This is a genomic window from Pseudomonas sp. o96-267, assembly GCF_003935465.1.
Taxonomy (GTDB): domain Bacteria; phylum Pseudomonadota; class Gammaproteobacteria; order Pseudomonadales; family Pseudomonadaceae; genus Aquipseudomonas; species Aquipseudomonas sediminis.
Map to the genome: position 1 here is coordinate 20,647 of NZ_RHQP01000038.1, position 26,722 is coordinate 47,368.

Annotated in this window: 21 protein-coding genes; 9 read left to right on the top strand and 12 right to left on the bottom strand. The window is 61.8% G+C overall.

The window, feature by feature from the left end:
* Nucleotides 1-139 precede the first annotated feature (139 nt).
* Entirely contained in the window at nucleotides 140-2,398 is a 2,259-nt protein-coding gene (ggpS, locus tag EGJ86_RS21225; RefSeq protein WP_125836519.1) for a glucosylglycerol-phosphate synthase, read from the top strand.
* A gap of 140 nt (nucleotides 2,399-2,538) precedes the next feature.
* On the opposite strand, the gene EGJ86_RS21230 is transcribed toward ggpS, so the two are convergent.
* The 6 genes from EGJ86_RS21230 to zwf form a co-directional block, all read right to left on the bottom strand.
* On the bottom strand, nucleotides 2,539-2,958 hold the full coding sequence (locus tag EGJ86_RS21230) for a VOC family protein (RefSeq protein WP_099525542.1): 420 nt from the start codon (nucleotides 2,956-2,958) through the stop codon (nucleotides 2,539-2,541).
* A 2-nt stretch (nucleotides 2,959-2,960) separates the two neighbouring features.
* The gene (locus tag EGJ86_RS21235; protein WP_125836520.1) at nucleotides 2,961-3,395 is read right to left on the bottom strand and encodes a YciI family protein; all 435 of its coding nucleotides are present in this window, start codon (nucleotides 3,393-3,395) and stop codon (nucleotides 2,961-2,963) included.
* A 205-nt stretch (nucleotides 3,396-3,600) separates the two neighbouring features.
* On the bottom strand, nucleotides 3,601-5,523 hold the full coding sequence (locus tag EGJ86_RS21240) for a methyl-accepting chemotaxis protein (RefSeq protein ID WP_125836521.1): 1,923 nt from the start codon (nucleotides 5,521-5,523) through the stop codon (nucleotides 3,601-3,603).
* A gap of 141 nt (nucleotides 5,524-5,664) precedes the next feature.
* Nucleotides 5,665-6,336, bottom strand: coding sequence for a bifunctional 4-hydroxy-2-oxoglutarate aldolase/2-dehydro-3-deoxy-phosphogluconate aldolase (locus tag EGJ86_RS21245; protein WP_125836522.1), 672 nt, complete (start codon nucleotides 6,334-6,336; stop codon nucleotides 5,665-5,667).
* A 1-nt stretch (nucleotide 6,337) separates the two neighbouring features.
* A complete protein-coding gene (gene pgl / locus EGJ86_RS21250; RefSeq protein ID WP_125836523.1) occupies nucleotides 6,338-7,051 on the bottom strand; it encodes a 6-phosphogluconolactonase in 714 nt (237 codons plus the stop codon).
* Nucleotides 7,038-8,507: a glucose-6-phosphate dehydrogenase gene (zwf, locus tag EGJ86_RS21255; protein ID WP_125836524.1), complete on the bottom strand. Its 1,470-nt coding sequence runs from the start codon at nucleotides 8,505-8,507 to the stop codon at nucleotides 7,038-7,040. Before zwf ends, pgl begins: the two co-directional genes overlap by 14 nt.
* A gap of 211 nt (nucleotides 8,508-8,718) precedes the next feature.
* Between zwf and EGJ86_RS21260 the strand changes: the two genes are divergently transcribed.
* The 3 genes from EGJ86_RS21260 (at nucleotide 8,719) to sugE (ending at nucleotide 11,107) form a co-directional block, all read left to right on the top strand.
* Nucleotides 8,719-9,579 (top strand): MurR/RpiR family transcriptional regulator, encoded by an 861-nt coding sequence (locus EGJ86_RS21260; RefSeq protein WP_177432902.1) that lies wholly within the window; start codon nucleotides 8,719-8,721, stop codon nucleotides 9,577-9,579.
* Nucleotides 9,580-9,702: 123 nt separating this feature from the next.
* The gene (locus EGJ86_RS21265) at nucleotides 9,703-10,650 is read left to right on the top strand and encodes a bile acid:sodium symporter family protein (RefSeq protein WP_125836526.1); all 948 of its coding nucleotides are present in this window, start codon (nucleotides 9,703-9,705) and stop codon (nucleotides 10,648-10,650) included.
* A gap of 142 nt (nucleotides 10,651-10,792) precedes the next feature.
* Entirely contained in the window at nucleotides 10,793-11,107 is a 315-nt protein-coding gene (gene sugE / locus EGJ86_RS21270) for a quaternary ammonium compound efflux SMR transporter SugE (RefSeq protein ID WP_017674886.1), read from the top strand.
* Between the two features lie 83 nt (nucleotides 11,108-11,190).
* On the opposite strand, the gene EGJ86_RS21275 is transcribed toward sugE, so the two are convergent.
* Nucleotides 11,191-13,065 (bottom strand): MFS transporter, encoded by a 1,875-nt coding sequence (locus EGJ86_RS21275; RefSeq protein ID WP_125836527.1) that lies wholly within the window; start codon nucleotides 13,063-13,065, stop codon nucleotides 11,191-11,193.
* 599 nt (nucleotides 13,066-13,664) lie between these two features.
* Between EGJ86_RS21275 and EGJ86_RS21280 the strand changes: the two genes are divergently transcribed.
* On the top strand, nucleotides 13,665-14,369 hold the full coding sequence (locus EGJ86_RS21280; RefSeq protein WP_125836528.1) for a 4'-phosphopantetheinyl transferase: 705 nt from the start codon (nucleotides 13,665-13,667) through the stop codon (nucleotides 14,367-14,369).
* A 266-nt stretch (nucleotides 14,370-14,635) separates the two neighbouring features.
* Here EGJ86_RS21280 and EGJ86_RS21285 read toward each other — a convergent pair whose 3' ends face one another.
* Both EGJ86_RS21285 and EGJ86_RS21290 read right to left on the bottom strand, forming a co-directional pair.
* Nucleotides 14,636-16,243, bottom strand: a complete 1,608-nt coding sequence (locus EGJ86_RS21285) for an ATP-binding protein (RefSeq protein WP_125836529.1) — start codon at nucleotides 16,241-16,243, stop codon at nucleotides 14,636-14,638.
* 10 nt (nucleotides 16,244-16,253) lie between these two features.
* Entirely contained in the window at nucleotides 16,254-17,009 is a 756-nt protein-coding gene (locus EGJ86_RS21290; RefSeq protein ID WP_106735505.1) for a winged helix-turn-helix domain-containing protein, read from the bottom strand.
* 762 nt (nucleotides 17,010-17,771) lie between these two features.
* On the opposite strand from EGJ86_RS21290, the gene EGJ86_RS21295 reads away from it, so the two are divergent.
* The 3 genes from EGJ86_RS21295 (at nucleotide 17,772) to EGJ86_RS21305 (ending at nucleotide 23,696) form a co-directional block, all read left to right on the top strand.
* On the top strand, nucleotides 17,772-20,678 hold the full coding sequence (locus EGJ86_RS21295) for a ribonucleoside-diphosphate reductase subunit alpha (protein WP_125836530.1): 2,907 nt from the start codon (nucleotides 17,772-17,774) through the stop codon (nucleotides 20,676-20,678).
* Between the two features lie 458 nt (nucleotides 20,679-21,136).
* The gene (locus tag EGJ86_RS21300) at nucleotides 21,137-22,387 is read left to right on the top strand and encodes a ribonucleotide-diphosphate reductase subunit beta (protein WP_037000242.1); all 1,251 of its coding nucleotides are present in this window, start codon (nucleotides 21,137-21,139) and stop codon (nucleotides 22,385-22,387) included.
* A gap of 109 nt (nucleotides 22,388-22,496) precedes the next feature.
* The gene (locus tag EGJ86_RS21305) at nucleotides 22,497-23,696 is read left to right on the top strand and encodes a DUF3800 domain-containing protein (protein ID WP_125836531.1); all 1,200 of its coding nucleotides are present in this window, start codon (nucleotides 22,497-22,499) and stop codon (nucleotides 23,694-23,696) included.
* Nucleotides 23,697-24,644: 948 nt separating this feature from the next.
* On the opposite strand, the gene EGJ86_RS21310 is transcribed toward EGJ86_RS21305, so the two are convergent.
* The gene (locus EGJ86_RS21310) at nucleotides 24,645-24,836 is read right to left on the bottom strand and encodes a DUF1289 domain-containing protein (protein ID WP_125836532.1); all 192 of its coding nucleotides are present in this window, start codon (nucleotides 24,834-24,836) and stop codon (nucleotides 24,645-24,647) included.
* On the bottom strand, nucleotides 24,820-25,155 hold the full coding sequence (locus EGJ86_RS21315) for a hypothetical protein (RefSeq protein WP_125836534.1): 336 nt from the start codon (nucleotides 25,153-25,155) through the stop codon (nucleotides 24,820-24,822). The genes EGJ86_RS21310 and EGJ86_RS21315 overlap by 17 nt, the downstream gene beginning before the upstream one ends.
* A gap of 202 nt (nucleotides 25,156-25,357) precedes the next feature.
* On the opposite strand from EGJ86_RS21315, the gene EGJ86_RS21320 reads away from it, so the two are divergent.
* Nucleotides 25,358-26,053, top strand: coding sequence for a GNAT family N-acetyltransferase (locus EGJ86_RS21320; protein ID WP_125836533.1), 696 nt, complete (start codon nucleotides 25,358-25,360; stop codon nucleotides 26,051-26,053).
* A gap of 251 nt (nucleotides 26,054-26,304) precedes the next feature.
* Here EGJ86_RS21320 and EGJ86_RS21325 read toward each other — a convergent pair whose 3' ends face one another.
* On the bottom strand, nucleotides 26,305-26,604 hold the full coding sequence (locus tag EGJ86_RS21325; RefSeq protein ID WP_059391271.1) for a putative quinol monooxygenase: 300 nt from the start codon (nucleotides 26,602-26,604) through the stop codon (nucleotides 26,305-26,307).
* Between the last annotated feature and the right edge of the window lie 118 nt (nucleotides 26,605-26,722).

The window sequence follows — 26,722 nt, forward strand, 5'->3', positions numbered from 1 at the left end:
GGCAGGCTGTTGAAAAACGACCTGCTGAAGGACGGCTGTTTCGGCAAGGCCCCGAGCCTACCCCAAGCAGCCAGAAACCCGGCACCTCGGCCGCGCGCATTCGCGCAGAGCCGCAGCGGCCACTTCTGGAGAAACAACGATGCTATTAGCTACCGACCTGGATGGAACCTTTCTCGCTGGCGACCCCGAAGATCGCCTGAGCCTCTATCAGACCATCGCCGCCCACCCCGAAATCAAGCTCGCCTACGTCACCGGGCGCAGCCTGGAAGCCGTGCTGCCGCTGCTGGCCGACCCAACGTTGCCGCAGCCGGACTACATCATCGCCGACGTCGGCGCGACCCTGGTGCATGGCGACAGCCTGCAACCGATCCAGCAGCTGCAAAGCGTGGTCGATGCCCGCTGGCCCGGCGAAACCCAGGTAGCCAGCGCCATCGAGCCGTTCGGTCTGGAACGCCAGGACGTACCGCAGGCGCGTCGCTGCTCCTACTTCTGCACGCCCGAACAGGCGGCCAACCCGGCACTACGCGAGATCGCCGATGAGCTGGGTTGCGACCTGCTGTACTCCGCCGAGCTGTACCTGGATTTCCTGCCCAAGGGCGTGAACAAGGGCAGCAGCCTGCAGGCCCTGGCCGACTGGCTGGAGCTGAGCCACGATCAGGTGCTAGCCGCTGGCGACACGCTCAATGACCTGTCCATGCTCAGCTCCAGCTTCCACGGCGTGTGCGTCGGCCAGTCGGAAACCGCATTGCTGGAAGCCACCAACCACCACTCACGCACCCTGCACGCCGAGCGTCCGGGCTGCGGCGGCATCCTCGAAGCCTTTGCCCACTTCGGCTTCCTCGGCGAGCACGGTATCGCCGCCGAACGCCGCCAGGCCGCGCAACCTGGCAAGGCCGAGCTGGTAATGGTCTATCACCGCCTGCCCTATGAGGAATCCCGCAACGCCGCCGGCAAGCTGCAGCGCCGCCGCCCCACTTCGCCCAACGGCATCATTCCCACTCTGCTCAGCTTCTTCGGCGACGGCCGCCCCGGCTCCTGGGTCGCCTGGGCTGTGCACGAGGATGGCGACGAACCGTTCGACAGCCACACCACCGTGGACGCCGAGCGTTATCCCAAGCTCACCGCTGCGCGGGTCAAGCTGAGCAAGGAAGAAGTCGACATCTTCTACAAGCGCTTCTCCAAGGAAGCCTTCTGGCCGACCCTGCACACCTTCTGGGAACGCGCCACCTTCAACGAGGACGACTGGCAGGTATTCCTCAAGGTCAACCGCGCCTTCGCCGAACGCACCGCGCTGGAGGCAGCCGAAGGCGCCATCGTCTGGCTGCACGATTACAACCTGTGGATGGTGCCGGCCTACCTGCGCGAGCTGCGCCCGGACCTGCGCATCGCCTTCTTCCACCACACCTACTTCCCCTCGGCCGACGTGTTCAACGTGTTGCCGTGGCGCCGGCAGATCGTCGGCAGCCTGTTGCAGTGCGACTACATCGGCTTCCACATTCCACGCCAGGTGGAAAATTTCGTCGACGTCGCCCGTGGCGTGTTCCCGCTGAAAACCCTGGAGCGGCAGAACTGCGCGCCGCGCTTCATCACTTACGGCTGCGCCGTGGGCCTGGAGCGCATGACCACCGAACTGGACACCGGCACCCGTCAGGTCAAGCTCGGCGCACACCCGGTCGGGCTCGACATAGACCGCGTGCGAGGCGCCCTGGAGGCGCCGAAGATCAAGGAGCTGATGGGTCAACTGCGTGAGGAAATGAAAGGCGTGAAGCTGATCCTCTCGGTAGAGCGCCTCGACTACACCAAAGGCATTCTGGAAAAGCTCAACGCTTACGAGCGCCTGCTGGCCGATAACCCCGAGCTGATCGGCAAGGTAACCCTGGTCACCGTGTGCGTACCGGCGGCCAAGGAGATGACCGTCTACAACGAGCTGCAAAGCCAGATCGAGCAGGCGGTCGGCCGTATCAACGGCCGCTTCGCACGCATTGGCTGGACGCCGCTGCAGTTCTTCTTCCGCAGCCTGCCCTTCGAGGAAGTCAGCGCCTGGTACGCCATGGCCGACGTCATGTGGATCACCCCGCTACGTGACGGCCTCAACCTGGTAGCCAAGGAGTTCGTCGCAGCGCAAGGCCTGCTCGGCGGACGTGGCGTGCTGGTGCTGTCGGAGTTCGCCGGTGCCGCAGCCGAGCTCAAGGGCGCGCTGCTGACCAACCCGCATGATCCGGCAGACCTGGCGCAGACCTGCTACCTGGCGTTGAACCTGCCCAAAAGCGAGGCCCAGGCGCGCCTGCGCGAGCTGTTCGATATCGTCTGCTACAACGACATTCGCCGCTGGGGCGAGGAGTTCCTGGCGGGCGTGCAAGTGCAGGAAGAACCCAAGCCGCTGACGCTGGTGAGCTAGATAGCTCATCGCGGCTGAAACGGAATGCCGCCCAGCCGCTCCTACGGCCTAACTGGTCTGGTAGGAGCGGCTTCAGCCGCGAAGGCGCAGTCTCGTTTCCCCGGATTTCATCCGGGCTACGTTTGCCGAGAAACTCGCCGTCAACCCTCCTGGCTATCGACCACGCAGTTGATCATCCATGGCACACCGAAACGGTCAGTGAGCATGGCGAATTGGGTCGCCCAGAAGGTAGCCTGCAACTCCATCTGCACCTCACCACCAGCCGACAGTGCTTCATATAGGCGCTCGGCCTCCGGCACGTTGTCCACCTGCAGGGAAATCGAGCAACCCTTGATGCCCTCGTGCGGATACTGCGGGATGGTGTCCGACGCCATCAGGATCTGATCACCGGCCGTCAGGCACACGTGCATCACCCGGTCGTGAAACTCCGGCGGCACCTCGCCAGCATCCGGGCTTTCACCGAAGCGCATCAGTTCCAGCTTGCCGCCCAGTAGCTCGGCGTAGAAATTGAAGGCTTGCTCGCACTGGCCATCGAACATCAGATAGGCATGAATCTTCATCGCTACTCTCCTTGATTTTCACTGCTCATGCGTGCGCGGATACGTTCTTCCTGCTCACGCAACTCGGGGGTGAATTCGGCGCCGAAATCTTCGGCCTCGAAGATCTGCCGAATCTCGATATCGGATTCGCCAGGCATGGGGTTGGGACAACGCTTGACCCAGTCGATGCAGGCCTGCAGCGACTCGACCTGAAAGATCCAGAAGCCGGCTACCAGCTCCTTGGTCTCCATGAACGGGCCATCGGTCACCGTGCGCTGCGCCCCGGAAAACCTCACACGGGCGCCCCTGGAACTGGGGTGAAGACCTTCGGCAGCCTGAATCACGCCAGCGGCTGCCAGCTCTTCGTTGTAACGGCCCATGGCCGTCAGCAGCTCTTCGCTGGGCATCACACCGGCTTCGGAATCGGCCGTCGCTTTGACAATCACCATGAAACGCATCGCCTTTCTCCTTGTTCGAGTCGAAGTCGCGCGCAGGGTGTCTCCCTACGGCTGACAGTGAACCCAGGGCGGGGTTCTATGCAGTAGTCGAACGAGTGAGGAAAGAATCGACAGGCGCTAGGAATATTTTCGTCAGGTCGCCTGATACGACCCGCGGCAGGGATAGAGTGCGCGGCGCCGCAAGGAACGCGCCGCGCAGGCAGGATCAAACGCGGAAGCGACTGACCATGGACTGCAACTGGCCGCCCAGGCGCGCCAGCTCGGCCGAGGATTTGGCCGTTTCGTCGCTGGCAGTGGCGGTCTGCTCGGACACATCACGCACGCTGAGGATGCTGCGGCTGATTTCCTCGGCCACAGCGCTCTGCTGTTCCGCAGCAGCGGCGATCTGCTGGTTCATCGACTGAATGTTGGACACCGCCAGGGTGATGCTGCCCAACGAGTCGCCAGCCTTGCGCGTCAGCTCGACACTGCTGTCGGTCAGGTTGCGGCTGTTGCGCATCACCGCGGCGACCTGCTGGGTGCCGCTCTGCAGGCCAGCGATCAGCGCTTCGATCTCCTCGGTGGACTTCTGCGTACGCTGCGCCAGGCCGCGAACCTCATCGGCGACCACGGCAAAACCGCGTCCGGCCTCGCCAGCGCGCGCCGCCTCGATGGCGGCGTTGAGCGCCAGCAGGTTGGTCTGCTCGGCCACCGACTTGATCACGTCCATGACGCTGCCGATCTTGTCGCTTTCCTGCTGCAACCCATTCATCGCATCGCTGGAGCGGCTGACTTCGGCGGCCAGGCGTTCGATCTGCGAAATCACCTCCGCCACCACCTGATCACCGACACGCGCCTGGCCATCGGCCTGATTGGCCGCCTGCGAAGCCTGCTCGGCGTTGCGCGCGACTTCCTGCACGGTGGCCGACATCTCGTGCATGGCGGTAGCGACCTGATCGGTCTCGCTCTTCTGGCTGTTGGCGCCGGCGCTGGTCTGCTCGGTGACCGCCGACAATTCTTCGGCGGCGCTGGCGATCTGCGTGACGCTGTCGCGGATGCCGGAGATCAGCTCACGCAGGGTGCTGGCCATGTACTGGATACCCTGCTGCAACTGACCCATCTCGTCGCGACGGTCGACCTGGACGGTAGCGGTGAGATCGCCCTCGGCAATGCGCTGCACCGCGCCCAGCGTGTCCTGCAGCGGACGGGTGATCTGCCGAGTGATGATCCAGGCAGCCAGCACGCCGAACAGCAGGGCCAGCAACGTGGTAATGATCTGCAGATTGCGTGCGGTGGCGGTTTCCTCGTCACGGCGGTCAATCTGGATCTGTACCAGCGCGGCGTTGTCCTTGACGATCTGGTAGCCCTGCTGGGTCAGCGCCACGCGTTCGGCAACGATGATGTCGTTGGCCTGACTGAAACGCTGCACTTGCGCCTGATAGGCATCAAGACCGGCGCGCACAGCGCTGATCGCACCACCCTGCTCGCCGGCGAAGGCCCCAGCCAGGGCATCGATACTTTGCACGGCACGCTCGCTCTGGGTGCGCATTGCCTGCTCGGTATCGGCATTGGGATTGGCCGTGTAGCCGCGTACTTCGTAACGGGTCAGTTGCAGGCTCTCACGCACATCGCGCACGGCCAGGTAACGCGGCGAGCGCCGCTCGTCGAACTCCGGCATCTGCTGCACGGCCTTGTACAGGTTTTCAAGCTCGGCAAAAGCCTGCTTCGCCAGGCTGCCCATCTGCTCGCGAGCAGCGCGCGCCGTGCGATAGGCATCGGCCATACGATTGAAGGATTGCTTGTAGAGCTCGATCTGCTCGGCCTGCTGCGCCAGCAAGCGAACGTTTTCTTCACTGCGGAAGCGGCTGCGCACCTCGGCGTGCGCATTGCTGTAGCTGGCCAGCGACTTTTGCACCACCTCGGCCATCTTCTCGTCGCCGTTATCGAGCATGTAGCGCAGGCGGTCGACGCGCAGCTCGGTCAGCAGATTGCTCAGGTGACTGATGTCGGCAGTCCAGTTGCTGCGCTGAATCAGACTGCCCATGCTGGTCCAGGCCACGCTGGCGAGGATCAGGGTCAGGGCCAGCACCAGACCGAAGCCGAGCGCCAGCTTGCGGGTCACGCTTAGGTTCGCGAACCAGGTGTTCATAACAATTCTCCAACTGCGGATGTTTCAGGTTTCGCTGGAGAATTGTTTTTGTTGAAGCCAGCACAAGGGATCAACTGACGTAGTAAGCGACTGGCAGGGCACAGATATTAAGCGGCTGCGACATTCTGCAGCGGCCGCGTATCAGTCCAGCAGTTGCAGGGCCTCGGTACTGCATTGCTGGATACGTGCCCAGTCGCTGCTTTCCACCCATTCGCGCTGGAACATCCAGGTGCCGCCCACGCACATCACGTTGGGCTGCGCCATGTAGCGCTGCAGGTTGTCCGGAGTGATGCCACCGGTTGGGCAGAAGCGCACACCGCCGAAAGGCCCGGACAGCGCCTTGAGCGCCGCGACACCGCCACAGATTTCCGCCGGAAACAGCTTGAAGCGGCGATAACCCAGGGCGTAACCGACCATCAGCTCCGATGCGCTGCTCACACCCGGCAGCAGCGGCAGCGGGTTATCCAGCGCCGCCAGCAACAGCTCACGCGTGCTGCCCGGCGTGACGATGAACTGCGCACCGGCAGCGGTCGCCGCGGCGAGCATGTCTTCATCCAGCACGGTGCCAGCGCCAACGCAGAGTTCCGGGCGCTCGGCGCGCAGGCGGCGAATCGCCTCCAGGCCGTGCTCAGAGCGCAGGGTCACTTCCAGCACGCGCAGGCCACCAGCGGCCAGGGCGTCGGCCAGCGGCAGGATGTCCGCCTCGCGGGCGATGGTGATCACCGGCATGATCCGCACCTGCGCGCAGATGCGGTCGATCTCGGCGATTTTGTCGGCCATGCGCGCGCGCTGGCCTTGGTCGAGGCTGGTCATGTCAGGGGCACCAATGGATTTCAAGAGGGGAATTGAGGAAGGCGCGGATCGGCAACTCGGAGGTTTCACCAGGCTGCAGCGCCGCGCTGAGGATGTTCAGTTTCGCCTGGCCCTGGATAGCCAGCAGCGGCAGGCGTGCGCTGGCCAGCACCGGCACGGTCAGGGTCAGGCGTTGCGCCGGCTCGCTCGGGGCAAGCATCGGCAATACGCGGCGCGCGCAGTCCGGCTGTAGCGCCTGATGCAGATTAGGGCTGTGCGGGAACAGCGAGGCGGTATGACCGTCATCGCCCATGCCCAGCACCAGCACATCGATCGGCGCCAGCTCGGTAACCGCAGCATCGGCCAGCTCGGCTGCCTGTTCGAGGTTGCCGGCGACCTGATAGAGGCCGAGAAAACGCGTTTCGGCGGCCGGACCACGGAGCAGATGACGACGCACCAGCGCCTCGTTACTGCCCGCGTGATTGATCGGCACCCAACGCTCATCAGCCAGACTCACCAGCACCTGCGCCCAGGGCACGTCCTGCTGCGCCAGCGCCTCGAAGAACGGCACCGGGCTGCGCCCACCGGACACTACCAGCGTGGCCTGACCGCGACTGGCGATGGCCTGGCGCAGCGCATCGGCCACGCGCACGGCCAAGGCTTGGGCCAATTGCTCGGCGTCATCATGCGGGCAGGCCTGCACGCCTGACGGCAGTTTCATTTCAGAGATCGCCATACCAGCTCCTGCCATCTCGGGTGATCAACGCGACCGACGCCATGGGGCCCCAACTGCCGGCGGTGTAGGGTTTCGGCGCCTCGCCGAGACGACGCCAGCCGTCGATCAACTGATCGCACCACTGCCAGGCGTATTCGATCTCGTCCTTGCGCACGAACAGGTTCTGATTGCCTCGCATCACTTCCAGCAGCAGACGCTCGTAGGCATCGGGGATACGCGCACTGCGGTAGGTATCGGAAAAACTCAGCTGCAGCGGACCACTGCGTAGCTGCATGCCCTTGTCCAGGCCCTGATCCTTGGTCAACACCTGCAACGCGATGCCCTCGTCCGGCTGTAGACGGATGATCAGCTTGTTGCCGATCAGTTGGCGTTGCTCCGGGGCGAAGATGTAGTGCGGCGGCGCCTTGAAGTGGATGACGATCTGCGACAGCTTCTGCGGCATGCGCTTGCCGGTACGCAGATAGAACGGCACGCCGGCCCAGCGCCAGTTGCGGATGTCGGCACGCAGGGCGACGAAGGTTTCGGTGTCGCTCTGGGTGTTGGAATTCTCTTCTTCCAGATAGCCGGGCACCGCGCGCCCATCGCTGCTGCCGGCCACGTACTGGCCGCGCACCACGCGCTGGCCGAGCTGCTCGACGTTGATCGGCTCCAGCGCCTTGAGCACCTTGACCTTCTCATCACGGATGCTGTCGGCCGACAGGTCGCTGGGCGGGTCCATGGCGATCAGGCAGAGCAGTTGCAGCAAGTGGTTCTGGATCATGTCGCGCAGTTGCCCGGCCTGATCGAAGTAACCCCAGCGCCCTTCGATACCGACCTTCTCGGCCACGGTGATTTCCACGTGGGAGATGTGGTTCTGGTTCCACTGGGTTTCGAACAGGCTGTTGGCAAAACGCAGGGCAATGAGGTTCTGCACCGTCTCCTTGCCCAGGTAATGGTCGATGCGATAGACGCGGTTTTCCGGGAACACCTGAGCCACGGCATCGTTGACCGCACGCGAGGACGAGAGGTCGTGGCCGATCGGTTTCTCCAGCACCACCCGCGTGCCGTCGGCCAGCCCGACAGCAGCCAGGTTGGCGCAGATGCCACCGTATACCGAGGCCGGCGTGGCGAAGTAGGCGATCAACTGATCCTGCGGGCTCACATGCTCGAGCAACGCCGCATAATCGTCGGCCTTCAGGAAGTCCATGCTCAGGTAGCTCAGGCGTGCGAGGAAGCGCGTCATGTCGGCCTCCGTCAACTCCTTGGCTGGTACGTGCAGGCGTAACGCCTGTTCGATGGCGCGCAGGTGATCACTCGGCTCGCCCGTTTCACGAGCCAGGGCGAGGATGCGCGTGCCATCGTGCAGCAAACCGGCGCGATCGAGCTGGTAAAGCGCGGGAAACAACTTGCGCAAGGCCAGATCGCCCAGCGCGCCGAACAAGGCAAAGGTGCAGGATTCAAGCTTCATCGCAGGCATGAGTTTGTTCTTTTATCAAGATGCACTAGAAATACCGGGTGATACTGCTTTTATCAAGTAAAAATGTTGTGATAGCAACAACATTATTCACTACATCCGATAAGTCAGTGGTGGCCACGGGGCGGCATCAGTAGGATAGGCCGGTTGTTTTACCGCCCATCGCCTGTCGCCAAGCCCGTTCAACCGCCTGTTAGGAGCCCTTATGGACCGCGTGCGCAACCTGCTGGAACAGATCCAGAGCCGCCTGGACGACCTGAACAAGGCCGAACGCAAGGTCGCCGAAGTGATCCTGCACGACCCGCAGCAGGCCACGCGCTTCAGCATCGCTGCGCTGGCGCAGGCCGCCGCCGTCAGTGAGCCGACGGTCAACCGTTTCTGCCGCTCGTTCGGCGCCAACGGCTACCCAGAACTGAAGATGCAGCTGGCGCAGAGCCTGGCCAGCGGCGCCGCCTACGTCAGCCGTGCGGTGTCGGCCGACGACGGCCCCGAGGCTTACACGCGCAAGATCTTTGGCAGCACCATCGCCTCGCTCGACAGCGCCTGCCAGAGCCTCGACCCGCAGCATGTCAGCCGCGCCGTCGACCTGCTGATCCAGGCGCGGCAGATCCACTTCTTCGGCCTCGGCGCCGCGGCCGCGGTAGCGCTGGACGCGCAGCACAAGTTCTTTCGCTTCAACCTCGCGGTCTCGGCGCACTCCGACGTGCTGATGCAGCGCATGATCGCCTCGGTGGCGCACACCGGTGATCTGTTCGTGATCATTTCCTACACCGGACGCACCCGCGAGCTGGTGGAGGTGGCACGCCTGGCGCGCGAGAACGGCGCTTCGGTACTCGGCCTCACCGCCGCCGGCTCGCCGCTGGCCAAGGCCAGCACCCTGAGCCTGGACATTCCGCTGCCGGAAGACACCGACATCTACATGCCGATGACCTCGCGCATCATCCAGCTCACCGTGCTCGACGTACTCGCCACCGGCGTCACCCTGCGCCGCGGTGTCGACTTCCAGCCACACCTGCGCAAGATCAAGGAAAGCCTCAGCGCCAGCCGTTACCCGGCGGATGAAGAGCCGCTGTAAAGCGTTTACAGGAACCAGCGCCCCTCGAAAAAGCATCGCCGGCAAGTCCGCCCCTAAAGTTCTGATGCGCTGGACGCTTCTGGTAGGCTTGCCGGCTTTTCCGAACCTGCCAGGAAATCCGTCATGCAAGCTCTGATTGCCCTCAGCCGTTTCATCGGCAACACCTTCGCCATCTGGGTGTTGCTGTTCGCCGTCATGGCCTTCTTCCAGCCCAGCTGGTTCCTGCCACTGACCGCCTGGATCGTGCCGCTGCTCGGTCTGATCATGTTCGGCATGGGCCTGACGCTCAAGGGCGCGGACTTCCAGGAAGTCGCTCGTCGCCCGCTGGCCGTGCTGCTTGGCGTACTGGCTCAGTTCATCATCATGCCCTGCACCGCCTGGCTGCTGTGCCAGGCGTTCGCCCTGCCGCCGGAAATCGCCGTGGGCGTGATCCTGGTGGGCTGCTGCCCGGGCGGCACCGCCTCCAACGTGATCACCTGGTTCGCCCGTGGCGACCTGGCGCTGTCGGTCTCGATCACCGCCGTCACTACCCTGCTCGCCCCGCTCGTCACCCCGGCACTGATCTGGATGCTGGCCTCGGAATGGCTGCCGGTGTCGTTCAGCGCCATGTTCATCTCCATCCTCAAGATGGTGCTGCTGCCCATCGCCCTGGGCCTGATCGCCCAGCGCCTGCTCGGCGAGCGAGTGAAGACCGCTGTCGAGGTGCTGCCGCTGATTTCCGTGGTGAGCATCGTCGCCATCGTCGCCGCCGTGGTCGCGGCCAGCCAGGGCAAGATCGCCGAATCGGGCCTGCTGATCATGGCCGTGGTGATCCTGCACAACGGCATCGGGCTGGGCCTGGGTTACCTGGCCGGACGCCTGTTCGGCATGTCGCTGGCGCAGCGCAAGACATTGTCGATCGAAGTCGGCATGCAGAACTCCGGCCTCGGCGCCGCCCTGGCCAGCGCGCACTTCAGCCCGCTGGCCGCCGTGCCCAGCGCCCTGTTCAGCGTCTGGCACAACCTGTCCGGCCCGTTGCTGGCGACCATTTATCGCCGAATGAGTCAGAGCTCAGAGAAAGCCGCCGACTGACCCAACGCCTCGCACCAATCCGGGGCAACTTGCCCCGGATACGCCAATATGCACAATATTGGCGCACGCGAGGACGACCTCCGCACCCTGAGCTCAGGGTGGCTCATCCGGGGGACGGCCCCTTCAGCCACTGGAGGTGACCATGTCCTGGATCATTCTGTTTCTCGCCGGCCTGTTCGAGGTCGGCTGGGCCATCGGTCTGAAATACACCGAAGGCTTCACCCGCCCCTTGCCAACGGCGCTGACCGTCTGCGCCATGCTGGTCAGCCTCGGCCTGCTCGGTCTGGCCATGAAGGAGCTACCGCTGGGCACCGCTTACGCCATCTGGACCGGCGTCGGCGCCGTGGGCACGGTGATCGCCGGCATCATCCTGTTCGGCGAGTCGATGGCGCTGCTGCGCCTGGCCAGCGTGGCATTGATCGTCTGCGGGCTGATCGGGCTCAAGATGAGCCACTAGAAAGCCCGGTGTGCACAGCACACCCTACGGAAGCAGGTGATCCGTAGGGTGTCGCGGGGCCGCCTAGGCCATGCGCACCTTCATCAACGCCAATCCCCACGCAAGGCCGCCACCTGCGCCTGCAACGCCTCGCGCTTGGCCTGCTCCGGCGCAATCGGTGCTCCCGCCACCAGACACACCCGTGACCACAGGCGCTTGAACAGCCCCTTGTGCGGATCGCGACTGAAGAAGCTGCCCCACAAGCCCTGCAACGCCATGGGAATCACCGGCACCGGGTTCTCTTCGAGAATGCGCTCGACACCCGCCTTGAACTCGTCGATCTCACCATCGCCGCTCAGCTTGCCCTCGGGGAAGATGCACACCAGCTCGCCATTGCGCAGGTACTCGGCGATCTTCTTGAACGCAGCGTCGTAGATCAGCAGATCCTCGTTGCGCCCGGCAATCGGCACGGTGCCGGCTGTGCGGAAGACGAAATTGAGCACCGGCAGGTCGTAGATCTTGTAGTACATGACAAAGCGCACCGGCCGGCGAATGGCGCCGCCGATCAACAACGCATCGACGAAGGACACGTGGTTGCACACCAGCACCGCCGCCCCCTCGTCAGGGATAGCATCGAGCCCCTTGTGCTCGACCCGGTACATCGAATGCCCCAGCAGCCAGATGAGAAAGCGCATGCTGAATTCGGGAACGATCTTGAAGATGTAGCTGTTGACCGCGATGTTCATCAGCGACACCACCAGGAACAGCTGCGGAATCGACAGCCCGGCGACGCTGAGAAAGAGAATCGCGACGATGGCCGAGGCGACCATGAACAGCGCGTTGAGGATGTTGTTCGCCGCGATAACCCGCGCCCGCTCGTGCTCGGCGGTGCGCGACTGGATCAGCGCATACAGCGGCACGATGTAGAAGCCACCGAACAGGCCGATGCCGAGGATGCAGCCGAGAATCCACCAGGTCTGGCCGTAGCCCAGCAGCGCCAGCCAGTCATGCGGCGCAGCAGCTTCGGGGAAACCGCCGGAGAACCACCACAGCAGCATGCCGAACAGGGTCAGGCCGATGGAGCCGAACGGCACCAGGCCGATCTCCACCTTGTGCCCGCTCATGCGCTCGCAGAGCATCGAGCCCAGACCGATCCCCAGCGAGAACACGGTGAGAATCAGCGTCACCACGCTCTCGTCGCCGTACAGCCACTCCTTGGCGTAGGCCGGAATCTGCGTCAGGTAGATCGCGCCGAGAAACCAGAACCAGGAGTTGCCCACCAGCGAGCGCGACACCGCAGGGCGCTGGCCCAGGCCAAGCTTCATGATCACCCAGGACTGACGAAAGATATTCCAGTCCAGCGGCAGTTCAGGCATGGCAGCCGAAGCCTTGGGAATGCCATGACTGGCCAGGTAGCCGAGCAGCGCCACACCGACCACAGAGCCGGCGACGATGGGCGCATAGCTGCTGCTGGCCATCATGATGCCGGCGCCGATGGTGCCGGCCAGAATCGCCAGGAAGGTGCCCATTTCCACCAGGGCGTTGCCACCCACCAGCTCCTCTTCCTTCAGGTGCTGCGGCAGGATCGAATACTTCACCGGGCCGAAAAGCGCCGACTGCGTGCCCATGGCGAACAGCACGGCGAGCATCAGCGGCAGGTTGTCCAGCAGCACCCCGGCAGCGCCGGCGAGCATGATGCCGATCTCGGCAAACTTGATCTTGCGGATCAGCGCGTCCTTGGCGAACTTCTCGCCGAATTGCCCGCCGAGGGCGGAGAACAGAAAGAACGGCAGGATGAACAACAAGGCGCAGAGATTGACCAGCAGATCGCGGTCGACGCCCGTGTTGAGCTTGAAGAGGATGGCGAGAATCAGCGACTGCTTGAAGATGTTGTCGTTGAAGGCGCCGAGCAATTGCGTCACGAAAAACGGCAGAAAGCGCTTCTTGCCGAGCAGGGCGAACTGCGATTGTTGGGTCATCGTCCATGGTCCTCGCGGGAGTCGGTTTTTGCCCGCACAGGCATTTGACTGCAAATACCCCCACGAAAGCCACAGGGCAAATGCGAACGCCTTGGCGATCACACGAAGGGCCGGGAGAGTCGTGTAGGGTGAATGTCGCTTTTTACATCCACCAAAGCGGTGGATCGGCAAGGCGCGATCCTCCCTACGCATTTCGGCATTGCATAGTGGGCGCCGTGCGCACCACGATGCCGCCGAATCCTCGGCGTACCGCGCCGCCAAACAAAGGATGCTGTAGGAGCCGGCTTGCCGGCGATCCCGTACATCAGCGCAGCTATCGCCGGCAAGCCGGCTCCTACAAACGGGTGACACCTCAGGCACTTGCCACAGCAGCAAATAAAAGACGAAAAAAAACGGCAGCCCAATCGGGCTACCGTTCTCGAACTCGGAGAAAACGTCAGTGCCCTCGCACTGACTACAACCTCACCTGCATTCCCTGGGGAATGCCAGCGCAGTCTGACAAAAGCCAGCCTCAGCGTCCGTTTAGCTTTGTTACCTGCCTGCAAAGAAATGTAAACGGCAGATGACTGCACGGTCCGCCGCGCGGCACAATCGCGCCCATGAACGCTCACCACCCCGCCTGCTGTAGCCCACTCGACACCCACAACCCGCTGCCCCACGCAGTGGACGGCGCGCAGCTGGTCAGCACACATTTCGACCCTGCCCGTCTCGCAGAAGATGACTTCGCTCGCTGCGATATCGCCCCGGTGCGCGGCGTCGCCAAGCGCCAGGCCGAGTATCTGGCCGGACGCCTGTGCGCCCGCGAGGCGCTGCGCCGCGTGACCGGCCAGCCCAGCGTGCCGGCCGTCGGCGAAGACCGCGCGCCGCAGTGGCCACGTGGCGTGGTCGGCTCCATCACCCATGGCGACAACTGGGCTGCTGCACTGGTCGCCCAGCGTGAGCATTGGCGCGCGCTAGGCCTGGACGTCGAGCGCCTGCTGCCCGCAGAGCGCGCCCAACGCCTGCAGGGCGAAATCCTCACTCCAGCCGAGTTGCAGCGCTTGTCGGGCCTGGACGACGAGGCCCGCGCCACGCGCATCAGCCTGACCTTCTCGCTCAAGGAAAGCCTGTTCAAGGCGCTCTACCCGCTGACCCTGACGCGCTTCTATTTCCATGACGCCGAGTTGCTGGAGATGGACCACGACAGCGCACGCCTACGCCTGCTGATCGACCTGCACCCGGAATGGCGCACGGGCGCCGAGCTGGATGGCCAGTTCGCGCTGTTCGATAACAAGGTGCTGAGCCTGGTGGCCGTGGCGGCGTGATCAAGCGCCCCGACGCACATGGATAATCCGGTGCGCGCGGCACACCCTGCAAAGCCGGCGGCGGTCACGGCGTAGCCCGGATTTCATGCGAGCTGGATAGAGCTATCGCGGCTGAAGCCGCTCCCACGGGACCTGTGAGCCTCTGTAGGAGCGGCTTCAGCCGCGATGCTTTTGGCCGCGCTCAATCGCACCGGATTGCATCCGGGCTACAGCGCAGGCAAAAAATCGGTGCGCACAGCGCACCGGGCCCACCACACAATCGCGCCCTACTCCCCCTGACGCCGCGGCCACACCAGGCTGAAACGCGCGCCGCCAAGGCTATCGCTACGACTGATCTGCGCCCGGCCACCGTGCCAGTAGATGATCCGGCGCACGATGGACAGGCCCAGGCCATGCCCACCGGAGGCCCGCGTGCGGCTGTCATCGAGGCGTAGGAAGGGGCTGAACAAGCGCTCCCAGGCTTCTTCCGGCACGCCCGGGCCGTCGTCCTCGACGTCGATGCGGCAACGCTTGTAGCCGACCTGGCAACTGATCAGCACCTTGCCTTCGGCGTAACGCATAGCGTTGCTGACCAGATTCTGCAGCGCGCGGTGCAAATAGCGCGGCTCAGCCTCAACCCAGCAGGCGCCCTCGGCCTGCACGCTGAGCACCGCACCCGCCTCCACGCGCACCTTGTTGCTCAGCGGCGCCAACTCGTCGATCACCTGATCGATCAGCGCCTTGAGCTCCACCTGCTGGAAATTCAGCGCCGGCGAACCCTGCTCCAGGCGAGCGTAGGTCAGCATCTCGTCGACCAGCTTGTCGAGATCCTGGATATCGCTGTCCATGCCGTCCATGTACTTGCGCCGAGCATTTTCACTCGGTGCATCGGCGATCATCTCCAGGCCGAAGCGCAGCCGCGCCACCGGCGTGCGCAGCTCGTGGGACACCGCGCGCACCAGCTCGCGCTGCGTGCTCAGGGAGGTCTGCAGATGCTCGGCCATGGCGTTGAAGCTGCTGGCCAGGCGCCCTACCGAGTCCGCACCACGCGTCGGCACGCGCGCATCCAGGCGGCCGCTGGCGATGTGCGTGGCTGCACCCTCGAGCGCACGCAGGCGCTGCTCCAGCGAGCGCACCAGCAGGTAGACGATCAAGCCGATCAGGCTCAGGCCCAGCGCGCCGATCAGCACCAGCAGCTGCGGCGGATAGGGGTTCATCTGGTACAGCGGGCCAATTTCCAGTACCCAGGGAGTATCGACGATGCCGGAGAACACATAGATGGAGTCGCCGCCCTTGCCGAGCGCCATCACCGTATCGCCCTCATCGATGCGGCGCCGCTGGTCGAGGTCGATGGTGGCTTCCTCCAGGCGTACCAGTTGCAGGTTGAAGCCGAACTGCTTGGCTGCCTTCAGCTCGGCCAGGCGCTGCGGCTGTTCCTCTACCGGGTAACGGATCAGTTCGTCGATCAGGAGGTAGTTGGTAGCCCGCGCCAGTTGCTCGCTGATCTGCTGAATCTCACCGGTCAGCAGCAACGGCTGCTTGCCGTCGAGCAGGCCATAGACCTTGGCCGAGTGCGGCCCAGTCTGCTGCACCAGCACATGGCCGCGCTGCAGCCGGTTGCGCTCGCTGCTTTCCAGCGGCACGTCGCTCAGGGCCTGCAGCTCCAGCGGAATGCCAAGCAGGCGCGACCACACTACCAGGGCGCGCCTGCGCTCCACCTCGTTCATCGGCAGCAGGTTGTCCGCCATCAGGCGGAAGGTGCCGCGCGCCAGGCCTTCGCGGTACTGGTCGCCGCGCACCTCGTTGACCAGGTGCAGGGTGCCGACGCCCAACAGCGCCACCAGCACCAGCGCGGCGAGCATGCCGCCGTAGATACGCAGGAAGATGGAATTCATGGCTGCCCGATCAATCGCGGAGGATCGGCGGCGCATCACCGAACGGTAGTGCTTCGGCGGCCTCGGCGACGAACAGGTAGCCTTTGCTGCGCACCGTCTTGATCATTCGCGGATGCATCGGGTCATCGCCGATCTTCGGGCGGATGCGCGAAATGCGCACGTCGATGGAACGGTCCTGGCCGTCGTACTCGATACCGCGCAGGGAATTGAAAATCTCCTCGCGCGACAGGATGCGCCCGGCATTGGCCGCCAGCAGCCAGAGCAGATCGAACTCGGCGCTGGTCAGCTCGATGCCCTGCTCGCCCAGCCAGGCTTCGCGCATGGCGCTGTCGATAGCCAGCGCACCAAACTGCAGACGTCGCGGCTGACCTTCATCACGCTCACTCTCGCTGCCCTCACGGCGGCGCAGCAGTGCACGAATGCGCGCCAGCAGCACACGCGGGCGCACCGGCTTGCACACGTAGTCGTCGGCACCCATCTCCAGGCCCAGCACCTGATCCATGTCGTCAGTACGCGCGGTCAGCATCAGGATCGGCCCCTTGTAACCGCTGCGTACCTTGCGGCAGATGCTCAGACCGTCTTCACCCGGCAGCATCAGGTCGAGAATCACCAGGTGCGGCTGCTCGGCGAGAATCCGCGCCGCCGCACGCGCACCATCGGCTTCGATGGACACACGCAGGCCGTTGCCCTCCAGATACTCGCGGGTCAACTGCGCCAAGCGCTGGTCATCCTCGACGATCAGAATCTGCCACGCTTCTTGTTCCACACCCATTCCCCTTCGCATAGCGGCAAGCGCCGCAAACACCGTCGCCATTCTAGGGGCTGAGCGCGTCCCGGCGCGAGCGGCAAACCTGCGCCTAAGCCTGGCGCCGGGTTAAGCACAGCACATGCCAAAAGCACTATATATAGTGGTAGTCTGTGCGCCGCCGAACAGCTTCGCCAACTCGCTGAAATCCTTCCCCCAGGGGCGACGAACGGTCATTGGTAGCCAGAGCCAGAGAACACGCGGGCTACGCCGCCAACACCCACAAGGCACTCACAGCTTATCCACAGGCAGTTCTTTTTTTAGCGCCTTGCAATGCCTCCAACAGCGCACTATCTTGTATCCCCATCGTGCAGCACCCACCAGATGTTGGGTTACCGCAGAAAACCGGACACAATAAGAACGAATCGCGCAAGCCCTTTTCGCAGGGTTTTCCAGGTGTCCCGGCTAACCGTTTCGCCTTAGCCCAGGCCTGGCCTGGGTTACAGCCGCGCAGCAACGCCAGACGTTGCGTGTGAGCTGGTCAGACTGCGGCCTTATCCGCCAGTCGACCACTATATGTAGTAGGCGGGGTGTGGTAATGCCCCGCTGTGACTTATGCGCCAGGACGGCACTTGAAGTCGTGCCTAACCTGCCCGCTCTTGCGACACCCCGTACCCGGCCCGGCTGCCGCGTGCGGTTCAGTTGTTAATGGAATGAACGGCGGACAGGGCACAGTTTCTAATCGTGACGTCCAACCAAAAATTACAGAACACGGAGATCTCCATGCATACCGACACTACTCGCGAGAACCCGCAGGCCGTGGCGCCGCAGGCCGCTGAATCCTCTCAGGATCTGGCTGCCACCGCGCCCGGCCAACTGCGTGTGATCAAGCGCAACGGCACCGTCGTCCCTTACACCGATGACAAGATCACCGTCGCCATCACCAAGGCCTTCCTTGCAGTAGAAGGCGGCACCGCTGCCGCTTCGTCGCGTATCCATGACACCGTCGCGCGCCTGACCGAGCAGGTCACCGCTACCTTCAAGCGCCGCATGCCGTCCGGCGGCACCATCCACATCGAAGAAATCCAGGACCAGGTCGAACTGGCCCTGATGCGCGCCGGCGAGCAGAAAGTCGCCCGCGACTACGTGATCTACCGCGAAGCCCAGGCCAACAAGCGCAAGGCCAGTGCCGGCAGCGAAATTGCCCAGCCGCACCCGAGCATCCGCATCACCACCGCTGGCGGTGAACTGCAGCCGCTGGACATGGGCCGCCTGCAGACCATCATCCGCGAAGCTTGCGAAGGCCTGGCCGAAGTCGATGGCTCGCTGATCGAGCGCGAAACCCTGAAGAACCTGTACGACGGCGTGGCCGAGAAAGACGTCAACACCGCTCTGGTGATGACCGCTCGTACCCTGGTCGAGCGTGAGCCGAACTACAGCTACGTCACCGCTCGCCTGCTGATGGACAACATCCGCGCCGAAGCCCTGAGCTTCCTCAACATCACCGCCAGCGCCACTCACCACGAGATGGCCGACCTGTACGCCAAGGCCCTGCCGGCCTACGTGGAAAAAGGCGCCGAGTTCGAGCTGCTCGACCCGAAACTCAAAGAGTACGACCTGGAGAAGCTGGGCAAGGCGCTGAACCACGAGCGTGACCAGCAGTTCACCTACCTCGGCCTGCAGACCCTGTACGACCGTTACTTCATCCACAAGGACGGCATCCGCTTCGAACTGCCGCAGGTGTTCTTCATGCGCGTGGCCATGGGCCTGGCCATCGAAGAGCCGAAGAACCGTGAAGACCGCGCCATCGAGTTCTACAACCTGCTCTCCTCGTTCGACTACATGGCGTCGACCCCGACCCTGTTCAACGCCGGCACCCTGCGTCCGCAGCTGTCCTCGTGCTACCTGACCACCGTGCCGGACGACCTGTCGGGCATCTACGGCGCCATCCACGACAACGCCATGCTGTCGAAATTCGCTGGCGGTCTGGGCAACGACTGGACCCCGGTGCGCGCGCTGGGCTCCTACATCAAGGGCACCAACGGCAAATCCCAGGGCGTCGTACCGTTCCTCAAAGTAGTCAACGACACCGCCGTGGCGGTCAACCAGGGCGGCAAGCGCAAGGGCGCGGTCTGCGCCTACCTGGAAACCTGGCACATGGACATCGAGGAATTCCTCGAGCTGCGCAAGAACACCGGTGACGACCGTCGCCGTACCCACGACATGAACACCGCCAACTGGATTCCGGACCTGTTCATGAAGCGCGTCTTCGAAGACGGCAAGTGGACCCTGTTCAGCCCATCCGAAGTACCGGACCTGCACGACCTGACCGGCAAGGCCTTCGAAGAGCGCTACGAGTACTACGAAGCCCTGATCGAGTACGGCAAGATCAAGCTGTACAAGACCATCCAGGCCAAAGACCTGTGGCGCAAGATGCTCTCCATGCTGTTCGAGACCGGCCACCCATGGCTGACCTTCAAGGACCCGTGCAACCTGCGCAGCCCGCAGCAGCACGTGGGCGTGGTACACAGCTCCAACCTGTGCACCGAGATCACCCTGAACACCAACAAGGACGAGATCGCGGTCTGCAACCTGGGCTCGGTCAACATGGTCAACCACATCGTCGACGGCAAGCTGGACATCGAGAAACTCGGCCGCACCGTGAAGACCGCTGTGCGCATGCTCGATAACGTCATCGACATCAACTACTACAGCGTCGACCAGGCACGTAACTCCAACTTCAAGCACCGCCCGGTCGGCCTCGGCCTGATGGGCTTCCAGGACGCCCTGTACCTGCAGCACATCGCCTACGGTTCCGACGCTGCCGTCGAGTTCGCCGACAAGTCGATGGAAGCCATCAGCTACTACGCCATCCAGGCCTCCTGTGACCTGGCCGAAGAGCGTGGCAGCTACAGCACCTTCGAAGGTTCACTGTGGAGCAAAGGCATCCTGCCGCTGGATTCGCAGCAACTGCTGATCGAAGCCCGTGGCCAGAAGTACATCGACGTCGACCTGTCCGAATCGCTGGACTGGGCGCCGATCCGCGAGCGCGTGAAGAAAGGTATTCGTAACTCGAACATCATGGCCATCGCGCCGACCGCGACCATCTCCAACATCATTGGCGTGTCGCAGTCCATCGAGCCGACCTACCAGAACCTGTACGTGAAATCGAACCTCTCCGGCGAATTCACCGTGATCAACCCCTACCTGGTGCGCGACCTGAAGAACCGCGGCCTGTGGGACAGCGTCATGGTCAACGACCTGAAGTACTACGACGGTTCCGTACAGCAGATCGAGCGCATCCCGCAGGACCTGAAAGACCTGTACGCCACCGCGTTCGAAGTGGAAACCAAGTGGATCGTCGACGCTGCCAGCCGTCGCCAGAAGTGGATCGACCAGGCTCAGTCGCTGAACCTGTACATCGCCGGCGCCTCGGGCAAGAAGCTGGACGTGACCTACCGCATGGCCTGGTACCGTGGCCTGAAAACCACCTACTACCTCCGTGCCCTGGCCGCTACCAGCACCGAGAAGTCCACCATCAACACCGGCAAGCTCAACGCAGTGTCCGCTGGTGGTGACGAAGGCTTCTCGGCCAAGGCCCAGGCTCCTGCCCAGCAGGCAGCTCCGGCCCCGGCGCCCGTACCAAAAGCCTGTGCCATCGACGAACCCGACTGCGAAGCCTGTCAGTAAGGCTGACGCGTGGATCTGAGCGGCATTCGCGGCGTTACCTGCTAGAGCGGCCCCCATCACGTACATGCGTACGCTCAGGGGTTCCACTCCAGCAGGTGCCTTGCGACTACTCGCTCAGCTACACGCTCGAAGGTCTGTGAAGCTCTAAAGCAAATCAGCGTTAAATCCCCTCTCCCGCTTGCGGGAGAGGGTTAGGGAGAGGGCAAAACGGTTCGGCTTGTACTTGTGGGAGGGGCTTTAGCCGCGACCCAAAGCCCAGGCAAAACCGTCACTCCTCCCCACAAATTCCCGCCCCTCCTCCTCCGGGTCGAGGGGCAACGGTCAGCCAGCAATCCACCGCCTGCTGACCAGCGGTACCCGTTTACCCTTGCGCGCATCACGCAACGGAACATAATTCAAATTATCTGTATATCCATACAGGCCGGTTTATTCGCCGGCCCTCACGCAGGAGCCAAGCCATGCTGAGCTGGGATGAATTCGACAAGGAAGACGGCGCAGAAGCAGCCGCCGCAAGCAACGCCAACGCACAAAGCGCCGGCACCAATTTCGACAAGCTCGACAGCGAAGCTGCCGGCTCGGTCGAGCAGGCCCGCGCCGTCGACGCCAACGACTCCGACGCCGTGGCCCGCGCCAAGAAAGCCCTGAACGACCTCGACATCCAGGAAGGCCTGGACGACCTCGAAGGCGCCTCCGCACGCGTACAGGTCGGCGACAAGCAGATGATCAACGCCCGCGCCGACCTCAACCAGCTCGTACCCTTCAAGTACGACTGGGCCTGGCAGAAGTATCTGGATGGTTGCGCCAACCACTGGATGCCGCAGGAAGTGAACATGAACGCCGACATCGCGCTGTGGAAATCCACAGACGGTCTCAGCGAAGACGAGCGCCGCATCGTCATGCGCAACCTCGGCTTCTTCTCCACCGCCGACAGCCTGGTTGCCAACAACCTGGTACTGGCCGTGTACCGCCTGATCACCAACCCCGAGTGCCGCCAGTACATCCTGCGCCAGGCCTTCGAGGAAGCGATCCACACCCACGCCTACCAGTACTGCATCGAATCGCTGGGCATGGATGAAGGCGAAATCTTCAACATGTACCACGAGATCCCGAGCGTCGCGAAGAAGGCCTCCTGGGGCCTCAAGTACACCCGCTCGATCTCCGATCCCAAGTTCGAAACCGGCACCCCGGAAACAGACCGCCAGTTCCTGCGTAACCTGATCGCCTACTACTGCGTACTGGAAGGCATCTTCTTCTACTGCGGCTTCACCCAAATCCTCTCCATGGGCCGCCGCAACAAGATGACCGGCACCGCCGAGCAGTTCCAGTACATCCTGCGTGACGAGTCCATGCACCTGAACTTCGGCATCGACGTGATCAACCAGATCAAGATCGAAAACCCGCACCTGTGGGACGCCCAGATGAAGGACGAAGCGACCCAGATGATCCTGCAGGGCACCCAGCTGGAGATCGAATACGCGCGTGACACCATGCCGCGCGGCGTACTGGGCATGAACGCCGCGATGATGGAGGACTACCTCAAATTCATCGCCAACCGCCGTCTGACCCAGATCGGCCTGAAGGAAGAGTACCCAGGTACTACCAACCCCTTCCCATGGATGAGCGAGATCATGGACCTGAAGAAGGAGAAGAACTTCTTCGAGACCCGAGTGATTGAGTATCAGACTGGTGGGGCGTTGAGCTGGGATTGATGGCTCGCTGACATCAGAGTAGATTGACCCTACACCTGCCAGGGATGTTGGGAATGAAGTTGAATAAAAAGCCCCGCCTAGTGCGGGGCTTTTTATTGGCGAGGAATATATGCTTACTGAAAAACATTACGCATATGTCGACGAGTCGGGAAATACTAGCTTAAACATAGAAAAGGACGGAACATCAGAATACTATGTAGTATGCGCAATAATTAGCTCAGAGCACAATTTAAAGCAAAACGAAAAAGTTGCCGAAGCAATAAGAGAAAGACATTTCAAAACAAGCGAAATAAAATCAAGCAACGTCGGACATAAAAGCCATAACCGCAGAATTCAAATACTAGAAGACCTAGCCAAGCTCGAGATAAGGCTTGAGATTATCGCAATAAACAAATCTGAAATATATCCAGATAGCGGCCTCAAGCATAAAAAATCCTTCATAAAATATGGAACCAGCATACTATATAAAAACCTATATGAAACATATCCCACCATTGAGGTGTTAGCTGATGAGCATGGGTCGCCAGAATTCAAATCCTCGCTAGAAGCGTACGTCAATAGGAAATTTGATTTAATCGACTCCACCTCGGCCTTCGGAACAGCAAAGAGCCATGAAGCCATATTAATTCAAGTAGCCGACTTCTATGCGGGCACGATAGCGCACATATACGAAGAAAAATGCCCACCGTATATTGCCCTGGAGTACTTAAATAAAATCAGAGAAAAGCAGAATTCTTTTATTGAGTGGCCAATCCGATACACATCACCTCCCCAATCTAAATCTTCAACACCCCAAGACCAAAAGGTATACGAAATCGCTATAAAAAGCGCATATGATTACCTTTCTAAAACACCAAAATCTGCCGATCAATCTAAAAGACTACAAACGGCGATACTGAAATTCTTGCTTTTCAAAAACACACTAGAGGGAACGTCCAACTACATAAGCACGGTAGAAATAGAAAATCACTTAAAAAATATTGGACTCACAGACATCACACAACAAATGCTACGCACTGGAGGAATTGCAAAACTTCGAGACGAAAGCGTCATAATCGCGAGCAGCCCAAATGGTTACAAAATACCGACATCTCTATCTGACATCCAAGACTATCTAAATAAAGTAACATCTCAAATAATTCCCATATTGGATCGCGTTAAGAAAATGCATAATCATTATCGCACCCAATCTGCAGGAACACTTGAAATGATCAATAAAGACAGCGCCGGAGACCTATGCAATTTAATAGAGGCTAGTGACCCCGCATGGCAAAAAATCCAAGCGCAACTTATCAAAGATAACAATTAAAAACTTCAAAATACTAATCCCCCTACGACTCCAGTTAAACCTGAAACGTTTTTATGTCGCTCTCCTTTACCGTTTTCGCCCTTACGGCGAGCCACTTTCTCTTTGCTCGCGCGAAAGAGAAAGAGAAAGAGAAAGAGAAAGAGAAAGAACAATCGGGGACAGACCACGATTTACCGGCGCCACCCATGCCCCTTTTCGCCCTTACGGCGAGTCACTTTCTCTTTGCTCGCGCGAAAGAGAAAGTAACCAAAGAGAAAGCGCGCCCGGCATCCGGGTTTCGCTACGCGAAACTCCCCTCGCTCCGGCGCTGCTCCGAGGGTCGTCGCGAAGGGCCATCCCTGGCCCATCACTCCTCGTTTGGCATCCATGCCAAACGCCCCTCTCCACAGCACCTCCACTCGGCCTCCTGACGGGATTCGGGGACCGCGGTGTTTGAACGTGTTGTGGAAGGCAGAGCAAAAAAGCAAAAGCAGAGCTTAAAGCGAGAGCATTGCGGCCAAGCCGCAATGCTCTCGCTCTGTTTGGTGCTGGATCGCCGATCTCACAGACGACGCCAAACGCCCCGTCAGGAGGCCGAGTGGAATCGTTGTGTAAGGGGTTGAGCGGCATGGATGCCGCGAGAGCCGCGATGGGCCAGGGATGGCCCTTCGCGGCGGGCCCCTAGAACAATGATGGAGCGAGGGAACCCGACGAAGTCGGGCCGGATGGCAGGGGCACAGACCTTTTGCTTACTTTTGGGGCGTCTGCCAAAAGTGAGCCGCTGTAAGAGCGGAACCGGTATCGGCAACAACATGGAAGCGGCGAGTTCACGCCGGATCGTGTCCCAGGAAGTGGTGTAACTGAGGTCTAACCAAAGTGCCGTCAGGCGTGAGCCATCGTGGTTCTTGGCTGGTTGAGCGAGTAGACCTGAGAACCGCTGAAGAGTGGATGAAAAAAGCGTCATCCACCCTACTGACCTTTGCCTTTCTTCTTGGCAATCGCCTTCATCCGCGCTGCGGCCTTCTGCACACTGGCCATCTTCTCGGGCCTTTTCATGCCTCGCCATTTGCGGATTTCCTCGCGCGTGCGCCCGCAACTGACGCACAGCTCACTGTTGAGCTGGCACAGCGACACGCAGGGGTTCTCAATGTCCTTGGCCACGCTTGCCCCTTGCCGGTCGTTCGACCGAGAACGCGACGTGGTCGGCGATGCTGGAAACGCTGATGCCCACCTCATCGAAAGCGGCCAGCGTCAGCGCCCGCATTCTCGCCTTGTCGGCGCAGGCAAGTGCACGCGCCTTGTTCGCTTCGCTGTCGAACACCCAGGTCACCACAAGGCTCTGCGGAAACTGCTCGTAGTTCACATCATGGGTCAGCCACTGGAAGCCGACGATTTCGCTTTTCGCCGTTTCACAGGCAAGGGTCAGGGTGCGAATCAGCTCGCGCTCGATGCCTGAGTATTTTCGTTTCGGCGATGGCATAAGGTTGTTCTGGGTCCGAGTTCGCTGCGCCGCCATGTTACCCGAGGCGCAAAACGGCCAGAGGGAATTGATGGGGCGAGGCCGGAAAATGGTATCCGCGACACGGGGTAACGCCGAGTGAGGGTACGATCATGGCGCCCGAGCAACCCCGCCCGCGGGTTACAATCCACGGCCCACGCATTCTCCAGCGGACCATATACCGATGTTCACCCTTTCCCACCTCAGCAGCCCGCCGCCCGAGTCACTGAAGAGCCAAGTGCAGCAGATGGTGGTGGACTACTTCGCCGATGTCAGCGCAGTACCGCTGCTGCCAAGCAATCCGCTGTATCAGTTGTACCAGTACGTGATCGGCTATGAGCTGCATCTGCACCTGCAGACCATGAACGGCGACGCCGAAGGCCCCGTGCAGTTGCTACTGGCGCTGGACGATGAAGATCCGGCCCGTGTGCTGGGGTTTGCCCTGTATCTGCCGAGCCCGGACGATGCTGCCGCCTGCACCCTCGCCTATCTGGCGGTGCATAACGAGTATCGCGCTCAGGGCATCGGCCGGGCGCTGCTGCAACGGGTGCTGGAGCGACGCCCGCATCTGGAGCTGGCCTGCGTGGCAGGCAAGGTGCCGCTGTTCGAGGCCCTAGGCTTGCAGGTGCTGGCCGCTCAGGGTGCGCTGGTGATGATGAACAGCCGCGACTACCGCTCCACCGGCATGGTAGCGGTCGCCGACCTGGCGCCGGTGTTTGCCTCCACCGAGGTCAGGCAGATTCACGCCTACCTGCTCAAGCAACACGGCCAGCGCGCCATGCAACAGGCGGAAAAGCAGCGTGACGCGCACCTCGATGCACTCGCGCTCCAGGCTCAGCAACTGGTCGACGAGCGCCTGCCCTCGCGCGCCCTGCATTGAGGCAATGCCCCACGCTAGCCGTGGGGCTTCACGAAACGCCGATTGCAATCACCTGTGGCGGTCAGCCGACACCACGCATGCACACGCGCAGTTGGCGGACGTTGAACGCCCGCCAACGCTGATAAAGCATTAAGACAGGGACTCTCGCCCGGTCGGCGCAGACCACCAGGCGGCCCATCTAGAGGCGTGGGAGCGACCATCAGCGAACCAACGGGCATCCCCATGCATCAAGCAATGGCCATGGGTCCCACTCAGTTGGATACCTGCTCGAGGAATATCAGCTGCAATGGCTCGCTGAGCAGTTCATCAGCGGTGGCGGCAAACGCCTGAAAATAGGGCGTCGCAAAATGCGCATCCAGGGCTGCCTGATCCTTGAAGGCTTCACGCATGTAGAAGGTGCCCGGTTCATCACGCATTTCGAACAGCACGTAATCAAGATTGCCCGGCTCGGCCCGCGTGGGTTCTATCAGGCTCAGCAAGCCTTCTTTCAGTTCCTGTTGCTTACCGGGTTTGGCCTTGAGTACGGCAAGGGATACCAATGGTTTGCTCATGGTGTTAACTCGTTCGGTGGGTTGGCTTGCGCACCCGGCGAGAGGGTGTGCAGAATTTTGTGTAACCGGGGCTTGGGTTACTGCTGCGGCAGCCTGTCTTCGTAACTGATCGTAAAGC